The organism is Bradyrhizobium iriomotense, from assembly GCF_030160715.1.
GTDB classification, from domain to species: domain Bacteria; phylum Pseudomonadota; class Alphaproteobacteria; order Rhizobiales; family Xanthobacteraceae; genus Bradyrhizobium; species Bradyrhizobium iriomotense.
Window position 1 is genome coordinate 83,041 of sequence record NZ_BSOW01000010.1, and the last position, 20,775, is coordinate 103,815.

General features: G+C 64.3%; 20 protein-coding genes. 12 read left to right on the forward strand and 8 right to left on the reverse strand.

Annotated features, from left to right (window positions below):
- Window positions 1-92: 92 nt before the first annotated feature.
- Window positions 93-947, reverse strand: a complete 855-nt coding sequence (locus QQL28_RS15940; protein ID WP_284266896.1) for a DUF1499 domain-containing protein — start codon at window positions 945-947, stop codon at window positions 93-95.
- Between the two features lie 196 nt (window positions 948-1,143).
- On the opposite strand from QQL28_RS15940, the gene QQL28_RS15945 reads away from it, so the two are divergent.
- A complete protein-coding gene (locus QQL28_RS15945; protein ID WP_284266899.1) occupies window positions 1,144-2,340 on the forward strand; it encodes an HTTM domain-containing protein in 1,197 nt (398 codons plus the stop codon).
- A 73-nt stretch (window positions 2,341-2,413) separates the two neighbouring features.
- On the opposite strand, the gene QQL28_RS15950 is transcribed toward QQL28_RS15945, so the two are convergent.
- Complete coding sequence (locus QQL28_RS15950) at window positions 2,414-4,042, reverse strand: fatty-acid--CoA ligase (RefSeq protein ID WP_284266901.1); 1,629 nt, start codon at window positions 4,040-4,042, stop codon at window positions 2,414-2,416.
- A 64-nt stretch (window positions 4,043-4,106) separates the two neighbouring features.
- Here QQL28_RS15950 and QQL28_RS15955 point away from each other — a divergent pair, with 64 nt between their 5' ends.
- The gene (locus QQL28_RS15955; protein WP_284266903.1) at window positions 4,107-5,189 is read left to right on the forward strand and encodes an extensin family protein; all 1,083 of its coding nucleotides are present in this window, start codon (window positions 4,107-4,109) and stop codon (window positions 5,187-5,189) included.
- A gap of 34 nt (window positions 5,190-5,223) precedes the next feature.
- Here the strand turns inward: QQL28_RS15955 and QQL28_RS15960 are convergent, their stop codons facing one another.
- Complete coding sequence (locus QQL28_RS15960) at window positions 5,224-5,907, reverse strand: L,D-transpeptidase (protein ID WP_284266905.1); 684 nt, start codon at window positions 5,905-5,907, stop codon at window positions 5,224-5,226.
- Between the two features lie 344 nt (window positions 5,908-6,251).
- Here QQL28_RS15960 and QQL28_RS15965 point away from each other — a divergent pair, with 344 nt between their 5' ends.
- Both QQL28_RS15965 and QQL28_RS15970 read left to right on the forward strand, forming a co-directional pair.
- Complete coding sequence (locus QQL28_RS15965; RefSeq protein ID WP_284266906.1) at window positions 6,252-7,229, forward strand: magnesium transporter CorA family protein; 978 nt, start codon at window positions 6,252-6,254, stop codon at window positions 7,227-7,229.
- 187 nt (window positions 7,230-7,416) lie between these two features.
- On the forward strand, window positions 7,417-7,635 hold the full coding sequence (locus QQL28_RS15970) for a hypothetical protein (protein ID WP_284266910.1): 219 nt from the start codon (window positions 7,417-7,419) through the stop codon (window positions 7,633-7,635).
- A gap of 124 nt (window positions 7,636-7,759) precedes the next feature.
- Here QQL28_RS15970 and QQL28_RS15975 read toward each other — a convergent pair whose 3' ends face one another.
- The 3 genes from QQL28_RS15975 to pdxH all read right to left on the reverse strand — a co-directional run bounded on the left by QQL28_RS15975 (window position 7,760) and on the right by pdxH (window position 10,050).
- Complete coding sequence (locus QQL28_RS15975) at window positions 7,760-8,530, reverse strand: class I SAM-dependent methyltransferase (RefSeq protein WP_284266911.1); 771 nt, start codon at window positions 8,528-8,530, stop codon at window positions 7,760-7,762.
- A gap of 109 nt (window positions 8,531-8,639) precedes the next feature.
- Window positions 8,640-9,392, reverse strand: a complete 753-nt coding sequence (locus QQL28_RS15980) for an SDR family NAD(P)-dependent oxidoreductase (RefSeq protein ID WP_284266913.1) — start codon at window positions 9,390-9,392, stop codon at window positions 8,640-8,642.
- 16 nt (window positions 9,393-9,408) lie between these two features.
- The gene (gene pdxH, locus QQL28_RS15985; RefSeq protein ID WP_284266917.1) at window positions 9,409-10,050 is read right to left on the reverse strand and encodes a pyridoxamine 5'-phosphate oxidase; all 642 of its coding nucleotides are present in this window, start codon (window positions 10,048-10,050) and stop codon (window positions 9,409-9,411) included.
- Between the two features lie 113 nt (window positions 10,051-10,163).
- Here pdxH and QQL28_RS15990 point away from each other — a divergent pair, with 113 nt between their 5' ends.
- Together QQL28_RS15990 and QQL28_RS15995 are read left to right on the forward strand one after the other, a co-directional pair.
- Entirely contained in the window at window positions 10,164-10,574 is a 411-nt protein-coding gene (locus QQL28_RS15990; protein WP_284266919.1) for an RT0821/Lpp0805 family surface protein, read from the forward strand.
- A 112-nt stretch (window positions 10,575-10,686) separates the two neighbouring features.
- Entirely contained in the window at window positions 10,687-11,640 is a 954-nt protein-coding gene (locus tag QQL28_RS15995) for a J domain-containing protein (protein WP_284266921.1), read from the forward strand.
- A gap of 366 nt (window positions 11,641-12,006) precedes the next feature.
- On the opposite strand, the gene QQL28_RS16000 is transcribed toward QQL28_RS15995, so the two are convergent.
- Together QQL28_RS16000 and QQL28_RS16005 are read right to left on the reverse strand one after the other, a co-directional pair.
- Window positions 12,007-12,777 carry an anti-sigma factor family protein gene (locus QQL28_RS16000; protein ID WP_284266923.1) on the reverse strand — a complete coding sequence of 257 codons (771 nt, stop codon included), beginning with the start codon at window positions 12,775-12,777 and terminating at the stop codon, window positions 12,007-12,009.
- Between the two features lie 106 nt (window positions 12,778-12,883).
- Entirely contained in the window at window positions 12,884-13,372 is a 489-nt protein-coding gene (locus tag QQL28_RS16005; protein ID WP_284266925.1) for a sigma-70 family RNA polymerase sigma factor, read from the reverse strand.
- A 171-nt stretch (window positions 13,373-13,543) separates the two neighbouring features.
- Here QQL28_RS16005 and fabI point away from each other — a divergent pair, with 171 nt between their 5' ends.
- The 6 genes from fabI (at window position 13,544) to QQL28_RS16035 (ending at window position 20,732) form a co-directional block, all read left to right on the forward strand.
- Window positions 13,544-14,359, forward strand: coding sequence for an enoyl-ACP reductase FabI (gene fabI / locus QQL28_RS16010; protein ID WP_284266928.1), 816 nt, complete (start codon window positions 13,544-13,546; stop codon window positions 14,357-14,359).
- 13 nt (window positions 14,360-14,372) lie between these two features.
- Complete coding sequence (locus tag QQL28_RS16015; RefSeq protein ID WP_284266930.1) at window positions 14,373-14,972, forward strand: histidine phosphatase family protein; 600 nt, start codon at window positions 14,373-14,375, stop codon at window positions 14,970-14,972.
- A gap of 213 nt (window positions 14,973-15,185) precedes the next feature.
- A complete protein-coding gene (aroC, locus tag QQL28_RS16020) occupies window positions 15,186-16,274 on the forward strand; it encodes a chorismate synthase (RefSeq protein WP_284266933.1) in 1,089 nt (362 codons plus the stop codon).
- A 64-nt stretch (window positions 16,275-16,338) separates the two neighbouring features.
- Window positions 16,339-17,535: an adenylate/guanylate cyclase domain-containing protein gene (locus QQL28_RS16025; RefSeq protein ID WP_284266935.1), complete on the forward strand. Its 1,197-nt coding sequence runs from the start codon at window positions 16,339-16,341 to the stop codon at window positions 17,533-17,535.
- Window positions 17,536-17,570: 35 nt separating this feature from the next.
- A complete protein-coding gene (locus QQL28_RS16030) occupies window positions 17,571-18,101 on the forward strand; it encodes a GNAT family N-acetyltransferase (protein WP_284266937.1) in 531 nt (176 codons plus the stop codon).
- A gap of 330 nt (window positions 18,102-18,431) precedes the next feature.
- On the forward strand, window positions 18,432-20,732 hold the full coding sequence (locus QQL28_RS16035; protein WP_284266939.1) for a phospholipase C/P1 nuclease family protein: 2,301 nt from the start codon (window positions 18,432-18,434) through the stop codon (window positions 20,730-20,732).
- Window positions 20,733-20,775 lie beyond the last annotated feature (43 nt).

Sequence of the window (20,775 nt, forward strand, 5' to 3'; positions counted from 1 at the left end):
CGGGGCGCCGCAAAGCGGCGAACCCGGAATCTGGAGATTGCGGCGCGAGATTCCGGGTTCGGTCCTGCGGACCGCCCCGGAATGACGGAGTGCTATTTCTTCACTGTCTTCGCTGGCGGCTTGACCGGCACGACCGGCGCCTTCTTCGCCGGCTTCAGCGCGTCGGCGTCGGCTGCAGTGTTGAGATCGTCGATGAACTTGCTGACGCGCGCGGCGTTACTGCCGAGGTCGCTCTCGAAATAGCGTGAGGCCGAGCGGATATCGACGCGCGAGTCGTCGCCATCAGGCACGATGCGGATCGAGACATCCTCGCGGAAACCCATGATCGGCGTGCGCGCCACCGCCTCGATGCGGCCGATGCGGCGCGGCGGCTGCGGCGGACGCTCGTCGATGATCAGCCATTTGCGCTTGTTGGCGATCTGGAGCGACAGCGCATAGGCGCGGTCGACGGAAATCTCGAGCTCGATCGGCTCGATGTCGGGATAGAAATGGCGTTGCTGCTCGGCCGAATAGAGGCCGGCATAGACGGCTGGATTGGCGCCGTCGCCGGTGCGAAGGCGCGCCAGCGCCTCGAAGCGCGGCGGGTCGATCGGATCGGTGGTGATGTCGTGGATCGCCGGCAGTTTCCGGTACTGGAAGGCGAGATAGGCGGGATAGGCAAGGATCAGCGCGTTGATCACGAAGGCGAACAGGATGCGCGCCATTCCGCGCGAGCCGTTCTGCCAGATTGCCGCAAAGCCCGCGAGCCCGAACAGGATGGAGAGCCCTGCGATCGCAAGCCCGCCGAAGAAGGTAGCGAGCGCCGGCTTGATCTCCAGAAAGCCGAAACGGACGATGATGATCGAGACCAGGACCGCCACCACCGCGAACACGGCCAGATTGCGCGCCCAGCTGGCGAGCCCGGACACGGGCTCCGACTGGTAGGGAGCGGAAAACCTGCGGGCCATGCTGTTCCATCACCGATGTCAGTCGCCGGTTGCGGGGCGCGGGCGACGGGGAGCAAGCTGACCTAGCGCATTTTCCGCAGGCCTGTGAAGCGGTTTATCCCCGGCCTTTATCCCGTTCCGGATCTTCTGCGGTGCTCGAACCATTGACCTCCGCGAACCACCAATTGTGTATGGCTGTTCGAGGGGGGCAGGAAGCATGGCGGGGCGCGACAATCGGCACAATCCTTTCGGCGGCCCGGCTCCGGCGAAGAGGCTATTTCTGCTCCGCCTGACCATCCTTGCAGCGTTTTGCGTCGGGCTGTTGATGTGTCCGGCCTTGTGGATCGGGCCGCGTTCCTATCCGGAGGCGCCGGCCGTCCCGATCCTGCCCCCGATCGAGGGCGCTGTCGCGGTCACCCTCTATGGCGCACTGTTCGTGCTGGCGGGGCTCGCCGTGCTGGCTCCTCGCGTGCGCTGGTCGATCGCCGGCTTCCTCGCCATCGTCGCAGCGTTCTGCCTCGCCGACCAGACGCGGTGGCAACCCTGGGTCTTTCAATACAGCTTCCTGCTCGCGATTCTGGCGCTCGGGCAAAGCCACAACGCGGATCCGGCCGAGGACCAGCGGACCCTCAACGTGGCCCGGCTGGTCATTGCCTTCACCTACGTCTTCTCGGGTCTCCAGAAGATCAACCTCAACTTCATGGAGAATGATTTCCCCTGGATCGTCACACCGATCACCGGCCTGCTTCCGTCGCTCGGCAGCATTCTCGATGCCTTCGGCTTCGCCGTCCCCTTCATCCAGGTGGCGTTCGGCGCCGGCCTGTTGACCCGGCGTTTTCGCCGCGTCTCGCTGGTCGCAGCGGTCGCCATGCACGTCTTCATCCTGGCCATGTTCGGCCCGCTCGGGCTCAACTGGAACAACGTCGTCTGGCCGTGGACCGCGACGATGGCGGTCTTCGACGTGCTGCTGTTTTCGGGAGAGGCCGACTTCGCCTGGCGCGACGTCGTCTGGAACGTGCGCGACTTTCGTCATGGCGCGGCCGTGGCGCTGTTCGCCGTGCTGCCGGCGCTCAGCTTCTTCAATCTCTGGGATTCCTATCTGTCCTCGGCGCTCTATTCTGGCAATCTGACGGAGGCGCAGATCTATCTCAGCGATCTCGGCGCGGCCTCGACTCCGAGCAGTGTCAGGTCGCACCTCGTCCATACCTCCGACAACACCAACGTGCTCAATCTGCAACGCTGGGCGATCGAGGATCTCAACGTGACGCCCTATGCGGAGACGCGCGTATTCAAGGCCGTTGCCAGAGGCCTGTGCGGCACCTTGCGCGACCGCAATCAGCTCGTGCTCGTCGTGAAGGAGCAGCGGATGTTCTTCAGCCGGCCGGAGGCGGGCTTTCGCTGCTCGCAATTGTGAGCGCTCCAAAACGACGCGGCCCCTGCCGGTTCCGCAGGGGCCGCGCCGCCAATGCTCTCGCGAAGCCTCGCGCTTACGCTGCCGCGTTCGGGAAGCGGTAGTCTTTGAACTGGTCGCGCAGCGCCGTCTTCAGGATCTTGCCGGTCGCGGTGTGCGGGATGCCGTCAACGAAGGCGACGTCGTCGGGCATCCACCATTTCGCGATCTTGCCGTCCATGAACGTCAGGATGTCCTCGCGCGTGGCGTTCTGGCCCTGCTTGAGCTGCACGATCAGGAGCGGGCGCTCGTCCCATTTAGGGTGGTAGACGCCGATCACGGCGGCCTCCGCCACCGCGGGGTGGCCGACCGCGAGGTTTTCCAGATCGATCGAGGAGATCCACTCGCCGCCGGACTTGATCACGTCCTTGGAGCGGTCGGTGATCCGCATATAGCCGTCCTGGTCGACGGTGGAGACGTCGCCGGTATCGAAGAAGCCTTCTCCGTCGAGAATATTGGCGTCGAGCCGGTAATACGCCTTGGCGACCGCTGGCCCCGAAACCTTCAGGCGGCCGAAGGTCTTGCCGTCCCATGGCAGCTCCTTGCCGGCATCGTCGGTGATCTTCATCTCCACGCCGAACGGCGGATAGCCCTGGGTCTGGAGCACGTCGAGCCGCGCATCGCTGGTGGTCTCGGCAAACGGTGGCTTGAGCGCTGCGACCGTGCCGATCGGGCTCATCTCGGTCATGCCCCAGGCATGGCGTACCCGCGCGCCCATGTCGATGAACGACTTGATCATCGAGCGCGGCATCGCCGAGCCGCCGCAGATCACCATCTTCAGATGCGGCAGCTTCAGATTGTTGGCGGCCATGTGCTGGAGCAGCATCAGCCAGACGGTCGGCACGCCTGCGGTGTGCGTCACCTTTTCGGTCTCGAGCAGCTCGTAGACCGAGGCGCCGTCGAGCTTGGCGCCGGGCATCACCAGCTTGGTGCCCTGCGAAGGCGCGGAGAAGGCGATACCCCAGCTGTTGGCATGGAACAGCGGCACCACCGGCAGCATTGTCTCGGAGGCGCTAGTGCCGAGCGCGTCGACATTGTTGGCCATCAGGGCGTGCAGCACGTTGGAGCGATGCGAATACAACACGCCCTTGGGATCGCCCGTCGTGCCGGAGGTGTAGCACATGGCGGCGGCCGTGTTCTCGTCAAAATCCTTCCATGCGAACTTGCCGTCGGCCTTTGCGATCCACTCTTCATAGGCGACCGCGTTCTTCAACGTGGTCTGCGGCATATGCGCCTTGTCGGTGAGGACGACATAACGCTCCACGCTCGGCAGCTTGTCGGCGAGCTTCTCCAGGATTGGAACGAAGGTGATGTCGGTCATCACGATGCGGTCCTGCGCATGGTTGATGATCCAGGCGATCTGCTCGGGGAAAAGGCGGGGATTGACGGTGTGGCAGATGGCGCCGATGCCCATGATGCCGTACCAGACCTCGAGGTGGCGCCAGGTGTTCCAGGCGATCGTGGCGACGCGGTCGCCGAGCTTGATGCCGTCGCGCTCCAGCATCTGCGAAACTTTCAGGGCGCGGGCGTGGATTTCGGCGTAGTTGGTGCGATGGATCGGTCCTTCGACCGAGCGCGTGACGACCTCCTGCTTGCCATGAATCCTGGCGGCATGTTCGATGATCCGGTGGCAGAGCAGGGGCCAATCTTGCATCAAACCAAGCATTCCGACGTTCCTCCGAATAAGGCTGGACTTGTTATCGCTCTCAGCTCTGGGCCAAAGAATTGTCATGAATTTTAGCCTGCCGGACTTTTGCCGCAAATGGTCTTGTCGCGGCTATATGTCCGCCGGTGCGGCAATGGTTACCGTCGCGCTGGGGCTGTCGCTTGCGCCTGCCGAGGCGCGGAAATACGCCGCGCCGCTCGACCTGTTCGGCTTCGGTCTGCCGCGGCCTCGCGGCACGGTTCATCCGGCCAGGATTCCGGCCAAAATTCCCTTGCCGAGACCGCGTCCCGAAGATGCGCCCAAGGAAGTGGCCAAACCTGCGCCGGAGCGGCCGGCAGTCGAAGAAAAACTTGCTGCCGACAAGCCGGCCGAACCGACCGCGCCGCCAGCAAAGCAGGCCTCGGCCTGCCGCCTCGCCCTGACCGAGGAGATCGCAATTGCGCCCTCGGTCCCCGACATTCATGGCCCGGGCAGCTGCGGCGGCCAGGATCTGGTGCGGCTCGAGGCGATCGTGCTGCCGGATAAGCGCAAGGTCCAGGTCAAGCCGGCCGCGATCCTGCGCTGCGGCATGGCATCGGCCATCGCCAACTGGGTCCGCTCGGACATGGCGCCGCTCGCGGCGAGCCTCGGGAGCACCATCAGCGATCTCGACAATTTCGATTCCTTCGAGTGCCGCGGCCGCAACCGCATCGTCGGCGCCATGCTGTCGGAGCACGGCCGCGCCAATGCGCTCGACGTGCGTGCGTTCAAGCTTGCCAACGGGCAGTCGATCGGCCTGACCGACCGCACCGTGCCGCGGGAGTTGCGCGAGCGCGTGCTGCATTCGGTCTGCGCGCGCTTTTCAACCGTGCTGGGACCGGGATCGGACTGGTATCACGAGGACCACATCCATCTCGATCTGATGCAGCGCCGCAACGACTACCGGATTTGCCAGTGGAACGTCTGGGATCCGCTGCCGCAGGTCGCCCCGCTGCTGCCGACCGAGCGGCCCGAGGAAGCCCCACCGCGCGAGGTAGCAGCCAAATCGGGGGAGACCAACGAGGGCGCGGAGCAGGGCGATGCGGCAAAGTCCGGCACGCCACAGCCGGACGAGCCTGCCGGCGCCGGCCAAACGCCCCGAAAGCCGGCAACAAAAAAGCGCCGGTAGCGAGCCGGCGCTTCTTCGAAAGCCTTGGGGAAGCTCAGTACTGTGAAGTGCTGTTGCCGCCGCCACGCAGAGCTAGCTGCGAGTTGTACGGGGAATCACCGTGCTTCGGCTCGAGCACGACCACGATTGTGCCGACCTTGACGCGGTTGTAGAGGTCGATCGCGTCCTCGTTGGTCAGGCGGATGCAGCCCGAGGAGATCGAGGCACCAATATATTCAGGCTGGTTGGTGCCGTGGATGCGGAACAGCGTGTCCTTGCCGCCCGAGTAGAGATACATCGCGCGGGAGCCCATCGGATTGTCAGGACCCGGCGCCACATAGGTCGGCACGCCCAGGCGCGAGATTTCGCCGGGGGTCGGATGCCAGGCCGGCCATTCGGTCATGCTGCCAACCTTGGCGATACCCGACCAGGCCATGGCCTCTTCACCGACGGTGATGCCGTAGCGGATCGCCTTGCCGCCATCCATGACGTAGTAGAGGTAATGATTGTCGGAATCGACCACGATCGAGCCCGGCGACTCCTTGCGGTGGTAATCGACGATGGCGCGGCGGAACGGCTCGGCGACGGGGGTGTTCTCATACCGAATCTTGGCAAGGAGTTCCTTGTCCTTCGGCTTAAAGGCCTTGGTGTCGGTCGCCTCGAAATGAGTGGCCTGCATGCAGCCCGTCAGCATCAAACCGGCGGCCAGAATTCCCAACTTAACTTTCAGCGACGACATTGGCTTGGTTCCAATCGAAACAAATACCCATGCGCAGGCCCTGAGCGTATTGCCCAAGTTCCACGATTCCGATGGGCCTATTATCGGTTGAAACCCGCCACAATTCCAGCTTTTAGGGCTTTATCCCGCGCTGCAAAGCCCAAGCTGTGGCTTTTTTGCCGCAAGTTTTGAGGCTCTGGGTCGATTTTTGGGCAAGGGATGCCGAGTTGTCGATTCCGTGCCACAGTTACGCCGCTGGCTGGCCACAAATGCAAACGCCCCGTTAATGTGATTGTCATCCCGTACCTGTCAGAATCGCGCTAAGGGCCGTGCGCCGGCCTTTTCGGTCCCCGCTGGAGTAGTTCATGTTTTCGGTGTTCGTTCCGTCCGAGTCCTCCCTGAAGAAGGCGGCCGTCGAAGACCTCGCGGTGCTGCCCGAAAATGCGGTGTGGATCGACCTGTTCAATCCCACCGGCGCCGAGGACAAGGCGGTGGAGCGGCTGGCGGGGATCGCGATCCCGACCCGGGAGGACATGCAGGAGATCGAGGTCTCCAGCCGCCTCTATATCGAGAACAGCGCGCGCTACATGACGGCGACGCTGATGTGCCACTCTGATACCGACATGCCCCGGACCACGGCGGTAACCTTCATTCTCGGCGACCATCGCCTGGTGACGGTGCGCTACGACCTGCCCAAGCCCTTCGCCCTGGTCGAGGCCAAGCTGGCCCGTTCCTGCACCCCCGCCATCACCGGCGAGATGGTGCTGATGGAACTTCTGGACGCCGTGATCGACCGCTGTGCCGACATTCTGGAGCGTTGCGGCGCCGAGATCGACCAGGTCTCGCACGATATCTTCGAGCCGGAGAGCGAGCGCCACGGTCACGCCAAGCAATATTCCCAGATCCTGATCGCGATCGGCCGCAAGGGCGACCTGACCTCGAAGGTCCGCGAGAGCCTCGTGTCGATCGGTCGCGTCGTCACCTTCCTCTCGGCGATCGTCGAAGGCGTGAAATGGTCCAAGGACATGCGCGAGCAGCTCAAGACCATGCAGCGCGACGTCGCATCGCTGACCGACCATGCCTCCTATCTCTCGAACAAGATTACCTTCGTGCTCGACGCCATGCTCGGCGTCGTCAATCTCGAGCAGAACAACATCATCAAGCTGTTCTCGGTGATGGCCGTGGTCCTGATGCCGCCGACGCTGATCGCGTCGATCTACGGCATGAACTTCAAGGCGATGCCGGAGCTCGAATGGGCGCACGGCTATCCGATGGCGCTGGTGATGATGCTCGCTGCCGCGATTGTTCCGTACTGGATTTTCAAGTGGAAGAAGTGGCTGTGAGATAGCTACCGAATTGTTACGCCGTTTGCAGGGAGACGGTGAACGCGCGTTGTGAAATGTGGCGCTGTGTAGACAAGATCTGGGTCACAATCTCTGCCTCATTTCCTCAGCTAAAATTTGAGCGTTGGGCTGAACGTTTGGGCGAAACTTGTCTGCGATAAGCAGCGAGTAGCCGCGAGGAACAGCCATGGTTGAAAAACGCATAACGACGCCCCGTAACGTCATCGATCTGGCGAGCTATCGTCGGGTCCTGGCGAACGGCAAGGCGTCGTCGATGTCGGCACGGCTGTGCCGGCACTGTGGTGCTCCGCTGCTCGACGGTGAGAACGACGACGACTGCTCGACCGCATCCAATGTAGCCGCTCCGCGGCTGCGCGAGACGTCGCGTCGGATTCGTGCCGATTGAGAAACGGGAGGGGTTAAGGCAATCCGGGTCTTGCGGCGGCTCTGTCTGGATTGCCTTGCTTCCGTTTCCAAACACCGATCGTTCCTGGGACAGCCCGCCGCATCGTCGCATAATCCCAGCGCCCTCAGCGCCTCACGATCTCTGCCACGGATACCAGCGTCTCGATGATCGCGCCGTCGCGGCTGAAGGGCGCAAGACGCTCCTCGACATCACTCAGCATCGCCTCGACATTGCCACCCAGTGCTTCGGGCGATGACGAGGAAAAGGTGAGCACGCGCCGGGCCAGGTCACGCACGCTGATCTCGTGCCTCGTCTCGACCCGGATCACGTCGATCGGGCGAAACGCGCTGCCACGGAAGAAGGCCGGCAGGTCGCGGTGCGTTCGCTCGCCGCGGCCGGCCTCCTCCCACAGGCCGGCTGGCGACCAGTTGCGGCGCACCGCATTGTAGTCGTCGAGCCACGGATTGCGACCGTCGGGGGTTGAAAACGATGCGCAGATGGCGATCGCGCCGTCCTGCGCAACCAGCCGCTCGAACACTGCAAGGATGGACGCACGATCCATCCAATGCAGGGCGCGCCCGATCGTCACGACGTCGAAGGAGCCGATGTCGGCGGGAAGCATCTCGGCCTTGCCCTCAATCAGCCCGAGATCCCGGCCGGCGCGCGCCGCCGCACGCCGTGCGGCATCGAGCATGTCCGGTTCCGGGTCGACGCCGACGATGCGGCCGACAAAGGGGGCGAAGCCGAGCGCGAGCAGTCCTGGCCCGGTGCCGAGATCGATCAGCGCGGATCGCTCGGTGAGGGCGAGCTTCTGCGCGACCCTGCTGAAGAATTCCGGCGGATAAGGCGGCCGGAATTTCTCGTAGAGCGCCGCCGTAGTCGCGAACCGACCCATCGCTCCGCCCGCAGTCCTTTCCTCACCTAAAGCGCGATGAGATTAGGATGAATCGTTGTTTGAGCATGATCTTTTCGGAAAACCGCTCCACACTTTTCCGGATCATGCTTTAGACGTGCTGGCCGCCATTGATGTGGATTTCGGCACCGTTCACGTAGGACGACGTCTCGGTGCACAGCACGTAGATGATCTTGGCGACCTCGTCGGGCGTGCCGAGGCGGTGCATCGGGATTTGCTGGTCGACGATCCTCTCGGTGCCCGGCGACAGGATCGAGGTGTCGATCTCGCCCGGCGCGATCGCGTTGACGCGCACGCCGACGCGGCCGAAGTCGGAAGCCATCTCGCGCGTCAGCGCGGCGAGCGCGGCTTTCGAGGTGGCGTAGGCCGCCCCCGCAAAGGGATGCACGCGCGAGCCGGCGATCGAGGTGACGTTCACCACCGATCCCTTCGCCGCCTTCAATTCCTCGATCAACCCGCGCGCCATCATGATTGGCGCGAAGAAGTTGACGTGGAAGACATGCGTCCAGGTGTCGAGATTGGTGTCGACCGAGCCGAGCCTGGAGCCGCCGGGTCCCTTCGGCGAGATTGCGGCGTTGTTGACGAGCGCATGCAGCGAGCCGCCTTCGAGGCGGTTGCGGATTTCATTGATCGCGCGCGTCGTGTCCTCGGGATCGGCAAGGTCGACCTGGATGTGATCCTCAGGACCTGCGTCCCACGGACAATCTTCCGGAAACGCATGTCGCGAGCAGGTGATGACGCGCCAGCCTGCGCTTGAGAAACGGATCACGGTGGCATGGCCGATGCCGCGGCTTGCTCCGGTCAGGAGCAGGGTGCGTCGCGGCACGTTGGACGAGTGCGGCATGGAGGTCTTTCAGAGCTTAAGGATACATCCGCGTCTTGGACCACGGCTGGCCGGCCCCGTCACGGCGAAATTCGATGCGGTCGTGCAGCCTGAATGGGCGGTCGTGCCAGAACTCGATGCGCAAGGGCGTGATGCGCCAGCCGCTCCAGCCCGGCGGCCGCGGCACCTCGCCGATGACGTATCTGGCCGCGACCTTGGCAATCGCCTGCTCGAAGGCGAAACGGCTCTCCAGCGGCTGCGACTGCTTGCTCGCCCAGGCGCCGATCTGGGCCTGCTTGGGGCGCGTGGCGAAATAGGCGTCGGCCTCGGCGTCCGTCACCGGCGTCACGTTGCCGCGGATGCGCACCTGTCGGCGCAGCGACTTCCAGTGAAAAAGTAACGCCGCCTTAGGATTTGCGGCGAGTTCGCGGCCCTTCTGGCTCGCAATGTGGCTGTAGAAGACGAAACCGTCGGAATCGAAGCCTTTCATCAGCACCATGCGCACATCAGGCAGCCCGTCGGGGTCGACGGTTGCGAGCGCCATGGCATTCGGATCGTTCGGCTCGCCCTTGATCGCCTCGTTCAGCCAGGCCTCGAACAGCGCGAACGGCTCGTCGGCGGCGGTGAAATCACCGGATGTTAAGGGTGTCTGGTGTTTCATCGAGGTCGTATCGGTCATGTCTGGAGTCCGAGTTGCGTTCCGCGGCCCAAAGCGCGTTGTTGTCCGCTTCTGCCCTATATAGGGCATGGGGGAGCGTTGGCCTATCGGCGATCCGGCCTTCCAGCCTCGTCATGACAATGATTCTAATCGGGCTCGGGACGGCTGGCTGTAGTCTCTCCCGCAACGACGGCGGCGCACTTGCCAAGGGGCCGTTCGCCAAGTTGGTCGAGGGCGATGTCACCGGCTCGATCACCACGCAGGCGCCGACCGAGGGCGATCTCGCCTTCGCCCGCAACGCGGCCTCCGACGTGCTGAGCCAGGGCGACAAGGATGCCAGCCAGCACTGGGAAAATCCGGAGACCGGCGCACGCGGCTCGGTGACCCCGATCGCGCAGTCCTATGCCGCCGAGGACGGCCGCAAATGCCGGGATTTCCTGGCGAGCTACGTCAACGGCCGGACCGAAAGCTGGCTCCAGGGCGCCGGCTGCCAGAGTGGCCATGGCCGCTGGGAGATTCATACGCTAAAGCCATGGCGGAGCTAGGATTCGCTCAGCGACCCTAGTTGCAAAAATGCCACGGGCACCCCAGATGATTGACAGGTGGGGCGGGGAGCCCTTTTGACACTATCGATTTCCGTGAAGGGAGACGTGACGGATGCGCGACCCCTATGAGGTCTTGGGGGTGCCGCGGAGCGCCAACGCTGCCGCGATCAAGAGCGCCTATCGCAAGCTCGCCAAGAAGCATCATCCCGACAGCAACAAGAACGATCCGAAGGCGGCCGAGCGCTTCGCCGAGATCAACACTGCGAACGAGATCCTCGGCGACGAGGACAAGCGCAAGCAGTTCGATCGCGGCGAGATCGACGGCGAAGGCAAGCCGCGCTTCCAGGGCTTTCCGGGCGGCGGGGGCGCGCGCGGGCGCGCCGGCCCCGGCGGCTTCGAATATTCGTTCCGCTCCGGCGGCGGCGGTCCGGGCGGAGGCGCGTTCGAGGACATTCTCAACAGCATGTTCGGCGGCGCGGCGCGCGGTGCGCGGTCGGGTAGCGGCGGACCCCAGTTCGAGTTCGATACCGGCGGGGTCGGGGTCGATCTCGACCTCAACGTAGCCATGACGGTGTCGCTGGAGGAGGCGGTTCATGGCGGAGAGAAGCGTGTCCGCCTGCCGACCGGCAAGGAGCTCAACGTCAAGATTCCGGCCGGCGTCACGAGTGGCCAGCAGATCCGGCTGAAGGGGCAGGGCGAGACCGCGCCAGGCCATCCGCCCGGCGACCTGCTCATCACGGTCACCATCGGCGCGCATCCGTTCTTCAAGGTCGATGGCGCCGACTTGCGGATTGATCTGCCGGTCACGCTTTATGAGGCGGTGCTCGGCGGCAAAGTCCGTGTGCCGACCCTCGGCAATGCGGTCGAGCTGACGATCCCGAAAAACACCTCGAGCGGACGGACTTTCCGCCTGAAGGGCAAGGGCCTGCCGAAATCGGGTGGAACCGGCGACCTCTTCGTCACCACCCGCATCATGCTGCCGGACGGGAACGATGCCGAGCTTGAAGCATTGATGCAGAAGTGGCGGGACCAGCATCCCTACAACCCTCGCAGCGGGCTCGGCTGAGGCGTGATCCGCGCAAGTGGGGCGGTTAGCCCTGGCGACAAACGCGCAAGCGTTTGCGCCGCGATCACGCGCTAAGAGAGCATTTTCCCCGACAGGTGGTGCTCCCATAGACGCATGGAGCGCGATGGCGCTTTGACGCTATCGTGTCCGGCGTGTCGGCCGCCGCAAGGCGGCCGCGAAAAGAGTGCGGCCTCGAGAGGGGGACCAGCGCGGTACCAAAAACCCCAATCGAGGCCGCCTGCGCCGATCGGCGGATCGAACGCCACTCATTTTCGCGTGATCATCCGGTGCGATAATGAGACGCGTCGATGTCTTGATTCCAAATTTTCAATGTCGGAATCTGGGCGAGCGCATCCAGCGCGTTGTCTAGGTGCCGTTCTTCTCGGCCTGGTCGTAGACGGCGCGCGCCACCTTGGTCAGCCGGTCGCGGTCGTTGCCGCCGCTCACGACATAGCCGACGCCGCGGTCGGCCCAGAACAAGGCGCCATCCCTGTCCATCGTGGTGTAACGCATCTGCGTCTCGCCGGTCTCGGTCTTGGCAGTGTAGATCGTAAACCGCTCCCCGGAGGCGCCCTCATACATGAGGAAAGAGGCCGGGCCGTTCGGCCCCGGCAGCAGCCGGCCGCCGACGAGCTTCAGCCCGCTCGCCTCGAGGTTCGGTGCGAACACCGTCCAGCCGCACCGCTTGGTCAACCAGGCCTGGAGATGGTCGCGCTCGTTGCCGGGGACCTCGACGGGGTGGCGGATCTCGACGACATAGAGGCGGTGGGCGTCGAGCGCGTCCTCGGTGAAGCTCTGGAAGGCCGAGGGCCTGTTGGCGGCGCCGTGCGCCACCCAGCCGGCTGCGCCGCCGGCCACGAAGGCCACCAGGGCAGCCGCCGCTGCGCCATAGAGCCACTGCCTGGGGCGGCGCACCAGCCGCTCGAGCTCCAGCCGCCTCGGCACCGGCTCCTGCGCTACGGTGTCATAGCGGGCGTGCAGCATCTCGGCCATCGCGCGCCAGGAGTTGACCCGCTCGGCCTCCTCGGGATTGGCGGCAAGCCAGGCCTCGACGTCGGCGCGGCGCTCAGCCGGCAGCTCGCCGTCGACATAGGCGTGCAATTCGTCCTCGGTCACGGAAATCCTGCGCTCGGTCATATCGCTCGTCTCTGACTCATCGGTCCGAAATATCGTTCGTCGTTCAAATCCATTCGTCCCCGCTGCGTGCACAGGGCGCTGAAAATCCGATGCGTGGACCCTGCCATCATTTTACCCTTCTCAGCGCCGGCCGCTCACCATCCAGCGCCGCCTTGATGTGGGCCCGGGCGCGCGCAAGGCGCGACATCACCGTGCCGATCGGGACGCCCTGGATGTCGGCGACCTCGCGGTAGCTCAGGCCTTCCAACATCACGAGCAGCAGCACCGAGCGCTGCTCCTCCACCAGCGTCGTCAACGCCTTTTCTATGTCCCGCCCTTCGGCTTCCGTCCCGCTGGCGTCGGGATTGTTCTCGGAGAGCTGCATGAACTGCGGCCGCCTCGCGAGGGAGCGGCGGCGGTTCTTGTTGAGGTTGGTCAGGATGGTGTAGAGCCAGCTCCTGACGTCGCCCCCGAGAAACAGCCGCTCCGAGCGCAACGCCCGGACCAGCGTGTCCTGCACCAGATCGTCCGCGATGTCGGCGTCGCGTGCGAGCGCCCGCGCATAGCGCCGAAGCGCCGGGATCATGGCTTCAACACTCTGGCGAAACGCGCTCATGCCGCCTCGATTGTCCTTCGTTCGGCGCGAGCGCCTTCACTCATCATAACACCCGAATGGAACGGCTATTCCGGCAACCGAAACAGCGTTAACGCCGCGGATTAGGACTGTACCGCAGGGAAGCGCTGGTGTACCTCCAGACCTCTTGACCAGCTCGATTGGATGACAGGCATGGCGCAGAATTCGGGTCTGATGCAGGGCAAGCGCGGGGTGATCCTCGGTGTTGCCAACAACCGCTCGATCGCCTGGGGCATCGCCAAGGCATGCCACGCCGCCGGTGCCGAGCTCGCATTCACGTATCAGGGCGACGCGCTGAAGAAGCGGGTCGAGCCGCTCGCCGCCGAGATCGGCGGCCTCGTGCTCGGCCATTGCGACGTCACGGACGCTGCGACCATCGATGCGGCGTTCGCCGTCGTGCAGGAGAAATGGGGCAAGATCGATTTCGTGGTGCACGCGATCGCCTATGGTGAGCAGCTCGACGGCCGCTATGTCGACACCACCCAAGAGAACTTCACCAAGTCGATGCTGATCTCCTGCTACTCACTGACTGCGGTCGCGCAGCGCGCCGAGAAGCTGATGACCGACGGCGGCTCGATCATCACGCTGTCCTACTATGGCGCCGAGAAGTGGATGCCGCACTACAACGTCATGGGCGTGGCGAAGGCTGCACTGGAGGCCAGCGTGCGCTATCTCGCCGCCGATCTCGGTGAGAAGAACATCCGCGTCAACGCGATCTCGGCGGGGCCGATCAAGACGCTGGCCGCCTCGGGCATCGGCGATTTCCGCTACATCCTGAAATGGAACGAGGTCAACGCGCCGATGCGGCGCAACGTGACGACCGAGGACGTCGGCGGCAGCGCGCTCTATCTCCTGTCGGACCTGTCGCGCGGCGTTACCGGCGAGGTGCATCACGTCGATTCCGGCTACCACGTGCTCGGCATGAAGCGGCCGGATGCGCCGGATATGGCGCTGGGCGGGAAGGACTAACTACTCTCCGACAATGCCCGCCCCCACGATCTACTATCTTCGCCACGGCGAAACCGAGTGGAATGCGCTCGGGCGTCTTCAAGGCACGCGGGACATCCCGCTGAACGCGCGCGGCCGCGGCCAGGCCGTGCAGGCCGCTGGCATCCTCGCCGATCTCTTTGCGCGCGAGGGCCGCGACAGGGCTTCGCTGCCCTATGTATCGAGCCCGCTCGGGCGCGCGCGCACGACCATGGAGCTCGCGCGCGGCAAGCTCGGCCTGCCGATTGCCGACTATTCGCTCGACAACCGCCTGCGCGAGATCGGCTACGGCGCCTGGGAGGGACTGACGCTGCCGGAGAGCGAGGCCGCCGATCCCCACGTCTACGCGCGTCGCCTGGTCGACAAGTGGAGGGTGGCGCCCGCGGACGGCGAGACCTATGCCGACGTCCAGGCCCGCATGCGCGAATGGTACGACCAGGTCCGGACCGACACGGTCGCGGTCGCCCATGGCGGCACCGCGCGGGCCCTGATGGTGACGCTCGGACTGGAGACGCCCGCGAGCGCCGCCGAGCTCTATATCGAGCAGGGCGTCGTTTACGTATTCCGCGATGGCCAGCTGGAGAAGCATAGTTAACGGGGGTACGGGGTACCGCCCCGAAGGGCATCTCGGGTTCCGGGTAAAAAATCGCAAAACAACCCCATGCAAAGGAGCCATGGGCGGGTTTTGAGCCACGTTCGCGAAGGCGATCGAGGTTACGATCGTCCCGCGACGACGAGTTGCGAGGCGCCATTTGACCCTTCTTCGAGGGCGCGTTACCACACGCCGGAACCGATCCAGCGAGCAGCGATGTCCTTCAACACCTTCGGCCATATGTTCCGTGTCACCACCTTCGGCGAGAGCCATGGGGTGGCGATCGGCTGCGTGGTCGACGGCTGTCCGCCGCTGATCCCGCTGGTCGAGGCCGACATCCAGCGCGACCTCGATCGCCGCCGGCCCGGCCAGTCGCGCTTCACGACCCAGCGCCAGGAGCCGGACCAGGTGAAAATCCTCTCCGGCGTGATGGCGCATCCGGAGACCGGCGAGCAGGTGACGACGGGCACGCCGATCGGGCTTCTGATCGAGAACACCGACCAGCGCTCGAAGGACTATTCCGAGATCAAGGACAAGTTTCGCCCCGGCCACGCCGACTTCACCTACGAGGCCAAATACGGCTTGCGCGACTATCGCGGCGGCGGGCGCTCCTCGGCGCGCGAGACCGCGATGCGCGTCGCCGCCGGCGCCATCGCGCGCAAGGTGCTGCCCGGTGTGACCGTGCGCGGCGCGCTGGTGCAGATCGGTCCGCACAAGATCGATCGCGACAAATGGGACTGGGACGAGGTCGCCAAGAATCCGTTCTTTTGTCCGGACAAGGACAAGGCGGCGTTCTTCGAGAGCTATCTCGACGGCATCCGCAAGAGCGGCTCCTCGATTGGTGCCGTCATCGAGGTGGTGGCCGAGGGCGTGCCGGCAGGATTGGGCGCGCCGATCTATGCAAAGCTCGACTCTGATCTCGCGGCGGCGATGATGACCATCAATGCCGTGAAGGGCGTCGAGATCGGCGCCGGTTTTGGCGCGGCCGAATTGACCGGCGAAGAGAACGCCGACGAGATGCGCACCGGCAATGACGGCACGCGCTTCCTGTCCAATCACGCCGGTGGCGTCCTGGGCGGCATCTCCACGGGCCAGCCGGTGGTGGTGCGCTTTGCGGTGAAGCCGACCTCGTCGATCCTGCAGCCGCGCCTGACCGTCGATCGCAAGGGCGCAGACACCGAGATCATGACCAAGGGCCGCCACGACCCCTGCGTCGGCATCCGCGCGGTTCCCGTCGGCGAGGCCATGATGGCTTGCGTGCTAGCCGACCACTTCTTGCGTGATCGCGGGCAGGTGGGGCGTTAGCGTCCGGCGCTAGCCGCCCGCGCAGCTTGACGGGGCGGAAGGTTCGCCCGCAAATTGTGGTGCCATGGATGCATCTGAAATCAACGCCATCACCGACTGGCTGATCGACGGCGCGCGCTCGGCGCCGATGCCGAGCCAGATGATGGCCCAGGCTTGCGAGCGCATGGTCGCAGCCGGCCTGCCGCTGTGGCGGGTCGGTGTCTTCATTCGCACGCTGCACCCCGAAATCTTCGGCCGCAACTTCATCTGGCGGCAGGGCGCCCCCGAGGTCGAGGTCGGCACCGTGGACTTCGAGATCCAGGAGACGCCGGAATTCAAGAGGAGCCCGTTGAGCCTCGTCTTCAACCGCGGGCTCGAGGTGCGCGGCAATCCCGACAACCTCGCCGACGTCGAGCGCTTTCCTTTTCTGTTGGATCTCAGGCAGGAGGGCGCCACGGACTATGTTGCGATGCCGCTGCGCTTCCTCGACGATACCGTCCACGCGATGACCTTGACCACCAAACAACCCGGCGGCTTCAGCGACGCGCAGGTCGCGGCGCTGCGCGCGTTGACGAAACCTCTGACGCGCATCACCGAGATCATCACGCTGCGCCGCACCGCCACCACGTTGCTCGACACCTATGTCGGCAACCGCGCCGGCGAGCGCATCATGGGCGGTCAGATCCGTCGCGGCCACACCGACACCATGCAGGCGGTGATCTGGCTGTCGGACCTGCGCGGCTTCACCGCGCTGTCGGACCGGCTGCCGGCCGAAACCGTGGTCGAGATCCTCAACCATTATTTCGACTGCCAGGTCGCCTCGATCCGCGCCCATGGCGGCGAGGTGCTGAAGTTCATGGGCGACGGCCTGCTCGCGGTGTTTCCGATCGACGAATATATCGGGGATGCGAACCACGTCTGCGCGCGCGTGCTCGAGGCCGCGCGCGAGTCGCGCTGTAGCGTCGATGCGCTGGCATTTCCGATCGGCGAGGCGATCGAGCGCTTCCGCTTCGGCGTCGCGCTGCATGTCGGCAACATCCTCTACGGCAATATCGGCGGCGGCAACCGTCTCGACTTCACCTGCATCGGCCCTGCCGTGAATCTCGCCGCGCGTCTGGAGAAGATCGCCGGCCGGATGGGGCGGACGGTGGTCGCCTCCGAAGGTTTCGTGCGCGCCTGCGGCGCCGACTGGAACGAGCTCGGCGAATTCCCGATCGCCGGGTTTTCGACGGCGCAGCGCGTCTACGGGCTCGCCGACGAGGCGCCGGTGGTGATGGCTTAGGCCGTTCGGGCGTGAATGCGAGCGGAGAGCATTACTTGAGCGACATCATTATCCGAACCGCCACCGAGAAGGACGCGGCAGTCATCGCTGCGATCCATGTTGCAAGCTGGCGTGATGCCTATGCCCATATTCTTGCGCCGGAATTTCTGAGCGGCGGCATCGAGACCGACCGGCTTGCCGTCTGGTCGCAGCGACTCCGCGATCCCTCCTTGACGCAGTTCGTCAACGTTGCCTGCGACCCGGGCGGGCTCGTTCAGGCGTTTGTCTGCGGCTATTGTGATTTCGATCCTGTTTGGGGAAGTCTCATCGACAATCTACACGTTCGCCCGCAGGCTCGCGGTCAGGGGATAGGTGAGCGGCTCTTTCGTGCCGCCGCCGGTCAATTTTCGGCAACGGCGACCGGCGCCGGACTGCACTTGTGGGTCTTCGAGGCGAACGCAGCAGGTCTTCGCTTCTACGAACGGCTTGGAGGTAGCGTCGTCGAGAAGGACCGTTCCGGTATTCCCGCTGCGGGAGGAAAGACTGTCCTGCGCGTCCATTGGCCGGCCGCGGCGCGGATTGGTTGATCGTCCGAGGGTTTCGCAAACAGCCGCGGCGCTTCGCTGCGGTCGACAAATGTGCGATCTGCTTCCCGAAAAGGATCCCCTTCGACTGCCGTCGCCAAAATAGAGCGCGGCTTGTCACACAACCATTTTCTTCCTGCACTACCCTTATTCGACTCTGAGCCGCCCGTCGGCCAGCCCTCCCGCGGATTTTCCAGCCGACCATTTCGATTGTCATTTGCATCGAGGATAGTCATGGACGCAAAGCTCGCCGACAAGCCCAAACAGCCCGCATCAGGTCGTCCGCCCGCTCGATCGCCGGTCCCCGTACGTTCCGAATTTGACGCGCTCTCAATGTCGGACCTGCTCGACGCGCGCGAGCAATACCACGTGCATCTGATGCGCCATCCGAAGGTCGTCGCGACGGCGATCGGCTATTACCGGATTCGCAAGGGCGATACGCCGCCCGGCGTACATCCGCCCGTGCACGGCACCGGGCCGCGGAATTTGATGAACTCGGAGGTCCGCTCGTATTCCTGGCCGGCGGTTCTCGTGTTCGTGGAAGACTGGATCGCGGCGACCGACTTCGGCAGCGGTCGACCCTATGACGCCGACGAGATCGTGCCGAAGACATTGTATCTGCCCGACGGCCGGCGCGTTCCCGTTTGCGTCATCGAAGCCCCGAAAGACCCGAAGACTCCAGACGCGCCCGACGTCAAAAGGCATCCGCTGAACAACATCGGCAGCGGCCACCCAGTCTTCGTCGAGGTCCAGAACCGCAACCATTTCGCGACGATCGCGTGCCTTGTGACCGACGGGCACAGGACCTACGCGCTGACCAACAGACACGTGACCGGCGAGCCTGGTCTCGAGCTATCGTCTCAGCTCGGTGGGCGCTCGCAGCCGATCGGCCTCTCATCACCGCATCAGGCGACGCGCGTGCCGTTCACGGACCTCTATCCGGGCTGGCCCGGCAAGGCCGTGTACGTGAACATGGATGCCGGGCTGATCGATGTCACGGATGTCAATTCCTGGACAGCTAAGCTCCAGGACAATTCCGTGATGGGGCCCATGGTCGATCTCTCCGTGGCAAACTTCCCAATGTCGCTGCTCGGCCGCTATGTGCGCGGGTACGGCGCGGCCTCGAACCGCTGGGTGTTTGGCGAAGTGCAGGCGCTGTTCTATCGCTACAAATCGAAGGGCGGCTTCGAATATGTTGCCGATTTCTTCATCGGCCCCCGGACCCCGACGCCGGACCGTCCCGAGCAGCCGTCCTTCGCGACCATGCCGGGTGACTCCGGCACACTTTGGCTGCTCGAGCCGAGCGGCGACAAGAGCCGCATCGACGGCAATGATGCGGCAGGCACGATGCGGCCTCTGGCGCTGCAATGGGGCGCGAACCGGCTCTACTCCAGTCTGAGCTCGCAGCCGCATTCCTACGCGCTCGCCACGTGCCTCAGCACGATCTGCGACCGCTTGGATGTCGACGTGGTTCGGGACTGGAATCTGGACCAGCCCGACACTTGGGGCGCGGTCGGCCACTTCGCGATTGCGAGCCGGGTCGCCAAAGCGCTGTCCGAGGACGTGCCGACGCTCAAGGAGCTGATGGACAACAACGCTGAGATCATCAGCCACGACGATCAAACGATCCTTTCCGATGAATTCAAGAAGATGGGCGATCTGGACTTCATTCCGATGGCGGACGTGCCGGATTTCTTCTGGAAGCACGGACATCAAGGGCACAACCGGCCGTTCGAGGGACCGAACCATTTCGCCGATATGGATCAGGTCCGCGAGTCCGACGGCATCGACCTTCTCGAGCTGTGCAAGGATCCCAAGAATATCGATCCGAAGGTGTGGAACGACTTCTATTCGAGCGTCGAGGATCTGCTGGACGGTGGGCCGATCACGATGCCGCACCGCGGACTTCTGCCGTTCCGCGTGTGGCAGATATTCGAGGCCATGGTGCAGTTCGTCCGCGACGACGACATGCCAAGCTTCGTCTGCGCCGCCGGCGTTCTCACGCACTATGTCGGCGATTCATGCCAGCCGCTGCACATTTCCTATCTGCACGATGGCAACCCGATGAATTCAACCAGCCACACGGTCCATCACCACGACGGCACGACGAGCATCACACATATCCCGGAGGGGCGGGGACTGCACGGTGCCTACGAGGACGATATGGTGAATGCGCACCGCAAGCAGATCCTGGACGGCCTGGACGAGACGCCGGCGGTGCAGAAGTCGGAGCTCATCGCCAGCGGACGGGACGCGGCGCAAGCGACGATCGAGCTCATGCGGGCGACGTTCGAGGCCCTGCCGCCGCCGGACATGCTGCGGGACTACCTGGCCGCGATCAAGAAGAACCAGGATACGACTGAGATGTTCTGGAAGAACTACGGGCTCGCAACGATCAAGGCGATGCAGGACGGTACGCATCTGCTCGCCGTGCTCTGGGAGAGCGCCTGGGTTACGGGTGGTGGAGAAGACGCGAAACGGTCCACGGCGCGGCTGAAGCCCGAGCAGGCCATGGGGATTTGTGCGCCCGCGGAGTTCCTGCCATCATGCAGCATTACCACTGTCGGCAAGTTTCTCGGCAATGCGGCGGCGAAGTCGAAGCCGAAAGGAAAGCCGAAGACAAAGAAGAAGTAGCGGAACTTCGAGCTCTGCTTCATTTGGGCGGCCTTTGCGCGAT

Coding starts and splice junctions, on each gene's coding strand:
- QQL28_RS15940 (WP_284266896.1), bottom strand. CDS start 947: ATGGCCCGCAGGTTTTCCGCTCCCTACCAGTCGGAGCCCGTGTCCGGG.
- QQL28_RS15945 (WP_284266899.1), top strand. CDS start 1,144: ATGGCGGGGCGCGACAATCGGCACAATCCTTTCGGCGGCCCGGCTCCG.
- QQL28_RS15950 (WP_284266901.1), bottom strand. CDS start 4,042: ATGCTTGGTTTGATGCAAGATTGGCCCCTGCTCTGCCACCGGATCATC.
- QQL28_RS15955 (WP_284266903.1), top strand. CDS start 4,107: ATGAATTTTAGCCTGCCGGACTTTTGCCGCAAATGGTCTTGTCGCGGC.
- QQL28_RS15960 (WP_284266905.1), bottom strand. CDS start 5,907: ATGTCGTCGCTGAAAGTTAAGTTGGGAATTCTGGCCGCCGGTTTGATG.
- QQL28_RS15965 (WP_284266906.1), top strand. CDS start 6,252: ATGTTTTCGGTGTTCGTTCCGTCCGAGTCCTCCCTGAAGAAGGCGGCC.
- QQL28_RS15970 (WP_284266910.1), top strand. CDS start 7,417: ATGGTTGAAAAACGCATAACGACGCCCCGTAACGTCATCGATCTGGCG.
- QQL28_RS15975 (WP_284266911.1), bottom strand. CDS start 8,530: ATGGGTCGGTTCGCGACTACGGCGGCGCTCTACGAGAAATTCCGGCCG.
- QQL28_RS15980 (WP_284266913.1), bottom strand. CDS start 9,392: ATGCCGCACTCGTCCAACGTGCCGCGACGCACCCTGCTCCTGACCGGA.
- pdxH (WP_284266917.1), bottom strand. CDS start 10,050: ATGACCGATACGACCTCGATGAAACACCAGACACCCTTAACATCCGGT.
- QQL28_RS15990 (WP_284266919.1), top strand. CDS start 10,164: ATGACAATGATTCTAATCGGGCTCGGGACGGCTGGCTGTAGTCTCTCC.
- QQL28_RS15995 (WP_284266921.1), top strand. CDS start 10,687: ATGCGCGACCCCTATGAGGTCTTGGGGGTGCCGCGGAGCGCCAACGCT.
- QQL28_RS16000 (WP_284266923.1), bottom strand. CDS start 12,777: ATGACCGAGCGCAGGATTTCCGTGACCGAGGACGAATTGCACGCCTAT.
- QQL28_RS16005 (WP_284266925.1), bottom strand. CDS start 13,372: ATGAGCGCGTTTCGCCAGAGTGTTGAAGCCATGATCCCGGCGCTTCGG.
- fabI (WP_284266928.1), top strand. CDS start 13,544: ATGGCGCAGAATTCGGGTCTGATGCAGGGCAAGCGCGGGGTGATCCTC.
- QQL28_RS16015 (WP_284266930.1), top strand. CDS start 14,373: ATGCCCGCCCCCACGATCTACTATCTTCGCCACGGCGAAACCGAGTGG.
- aroC (WP_284266933.1), top strand. CDS start 15,186: ATGTCCTTCAACACCTTCGGCCATATGTTCCGTGTCACCACCTTCGGC.
- QQL28_RS16025 (WP_284266935.1), top strand. CDS start 16,339: ATGGATGCATCTGAAATCAACGCCATCACCGACTGGCTGATCGACGGC.
- QQL28_RS16035 (WP_284266939.1), top strand. CDS start 18,432: ATGTCGGACCTGCTCGACGCGCGCGAGCAATACCACGTGCATCTGATG.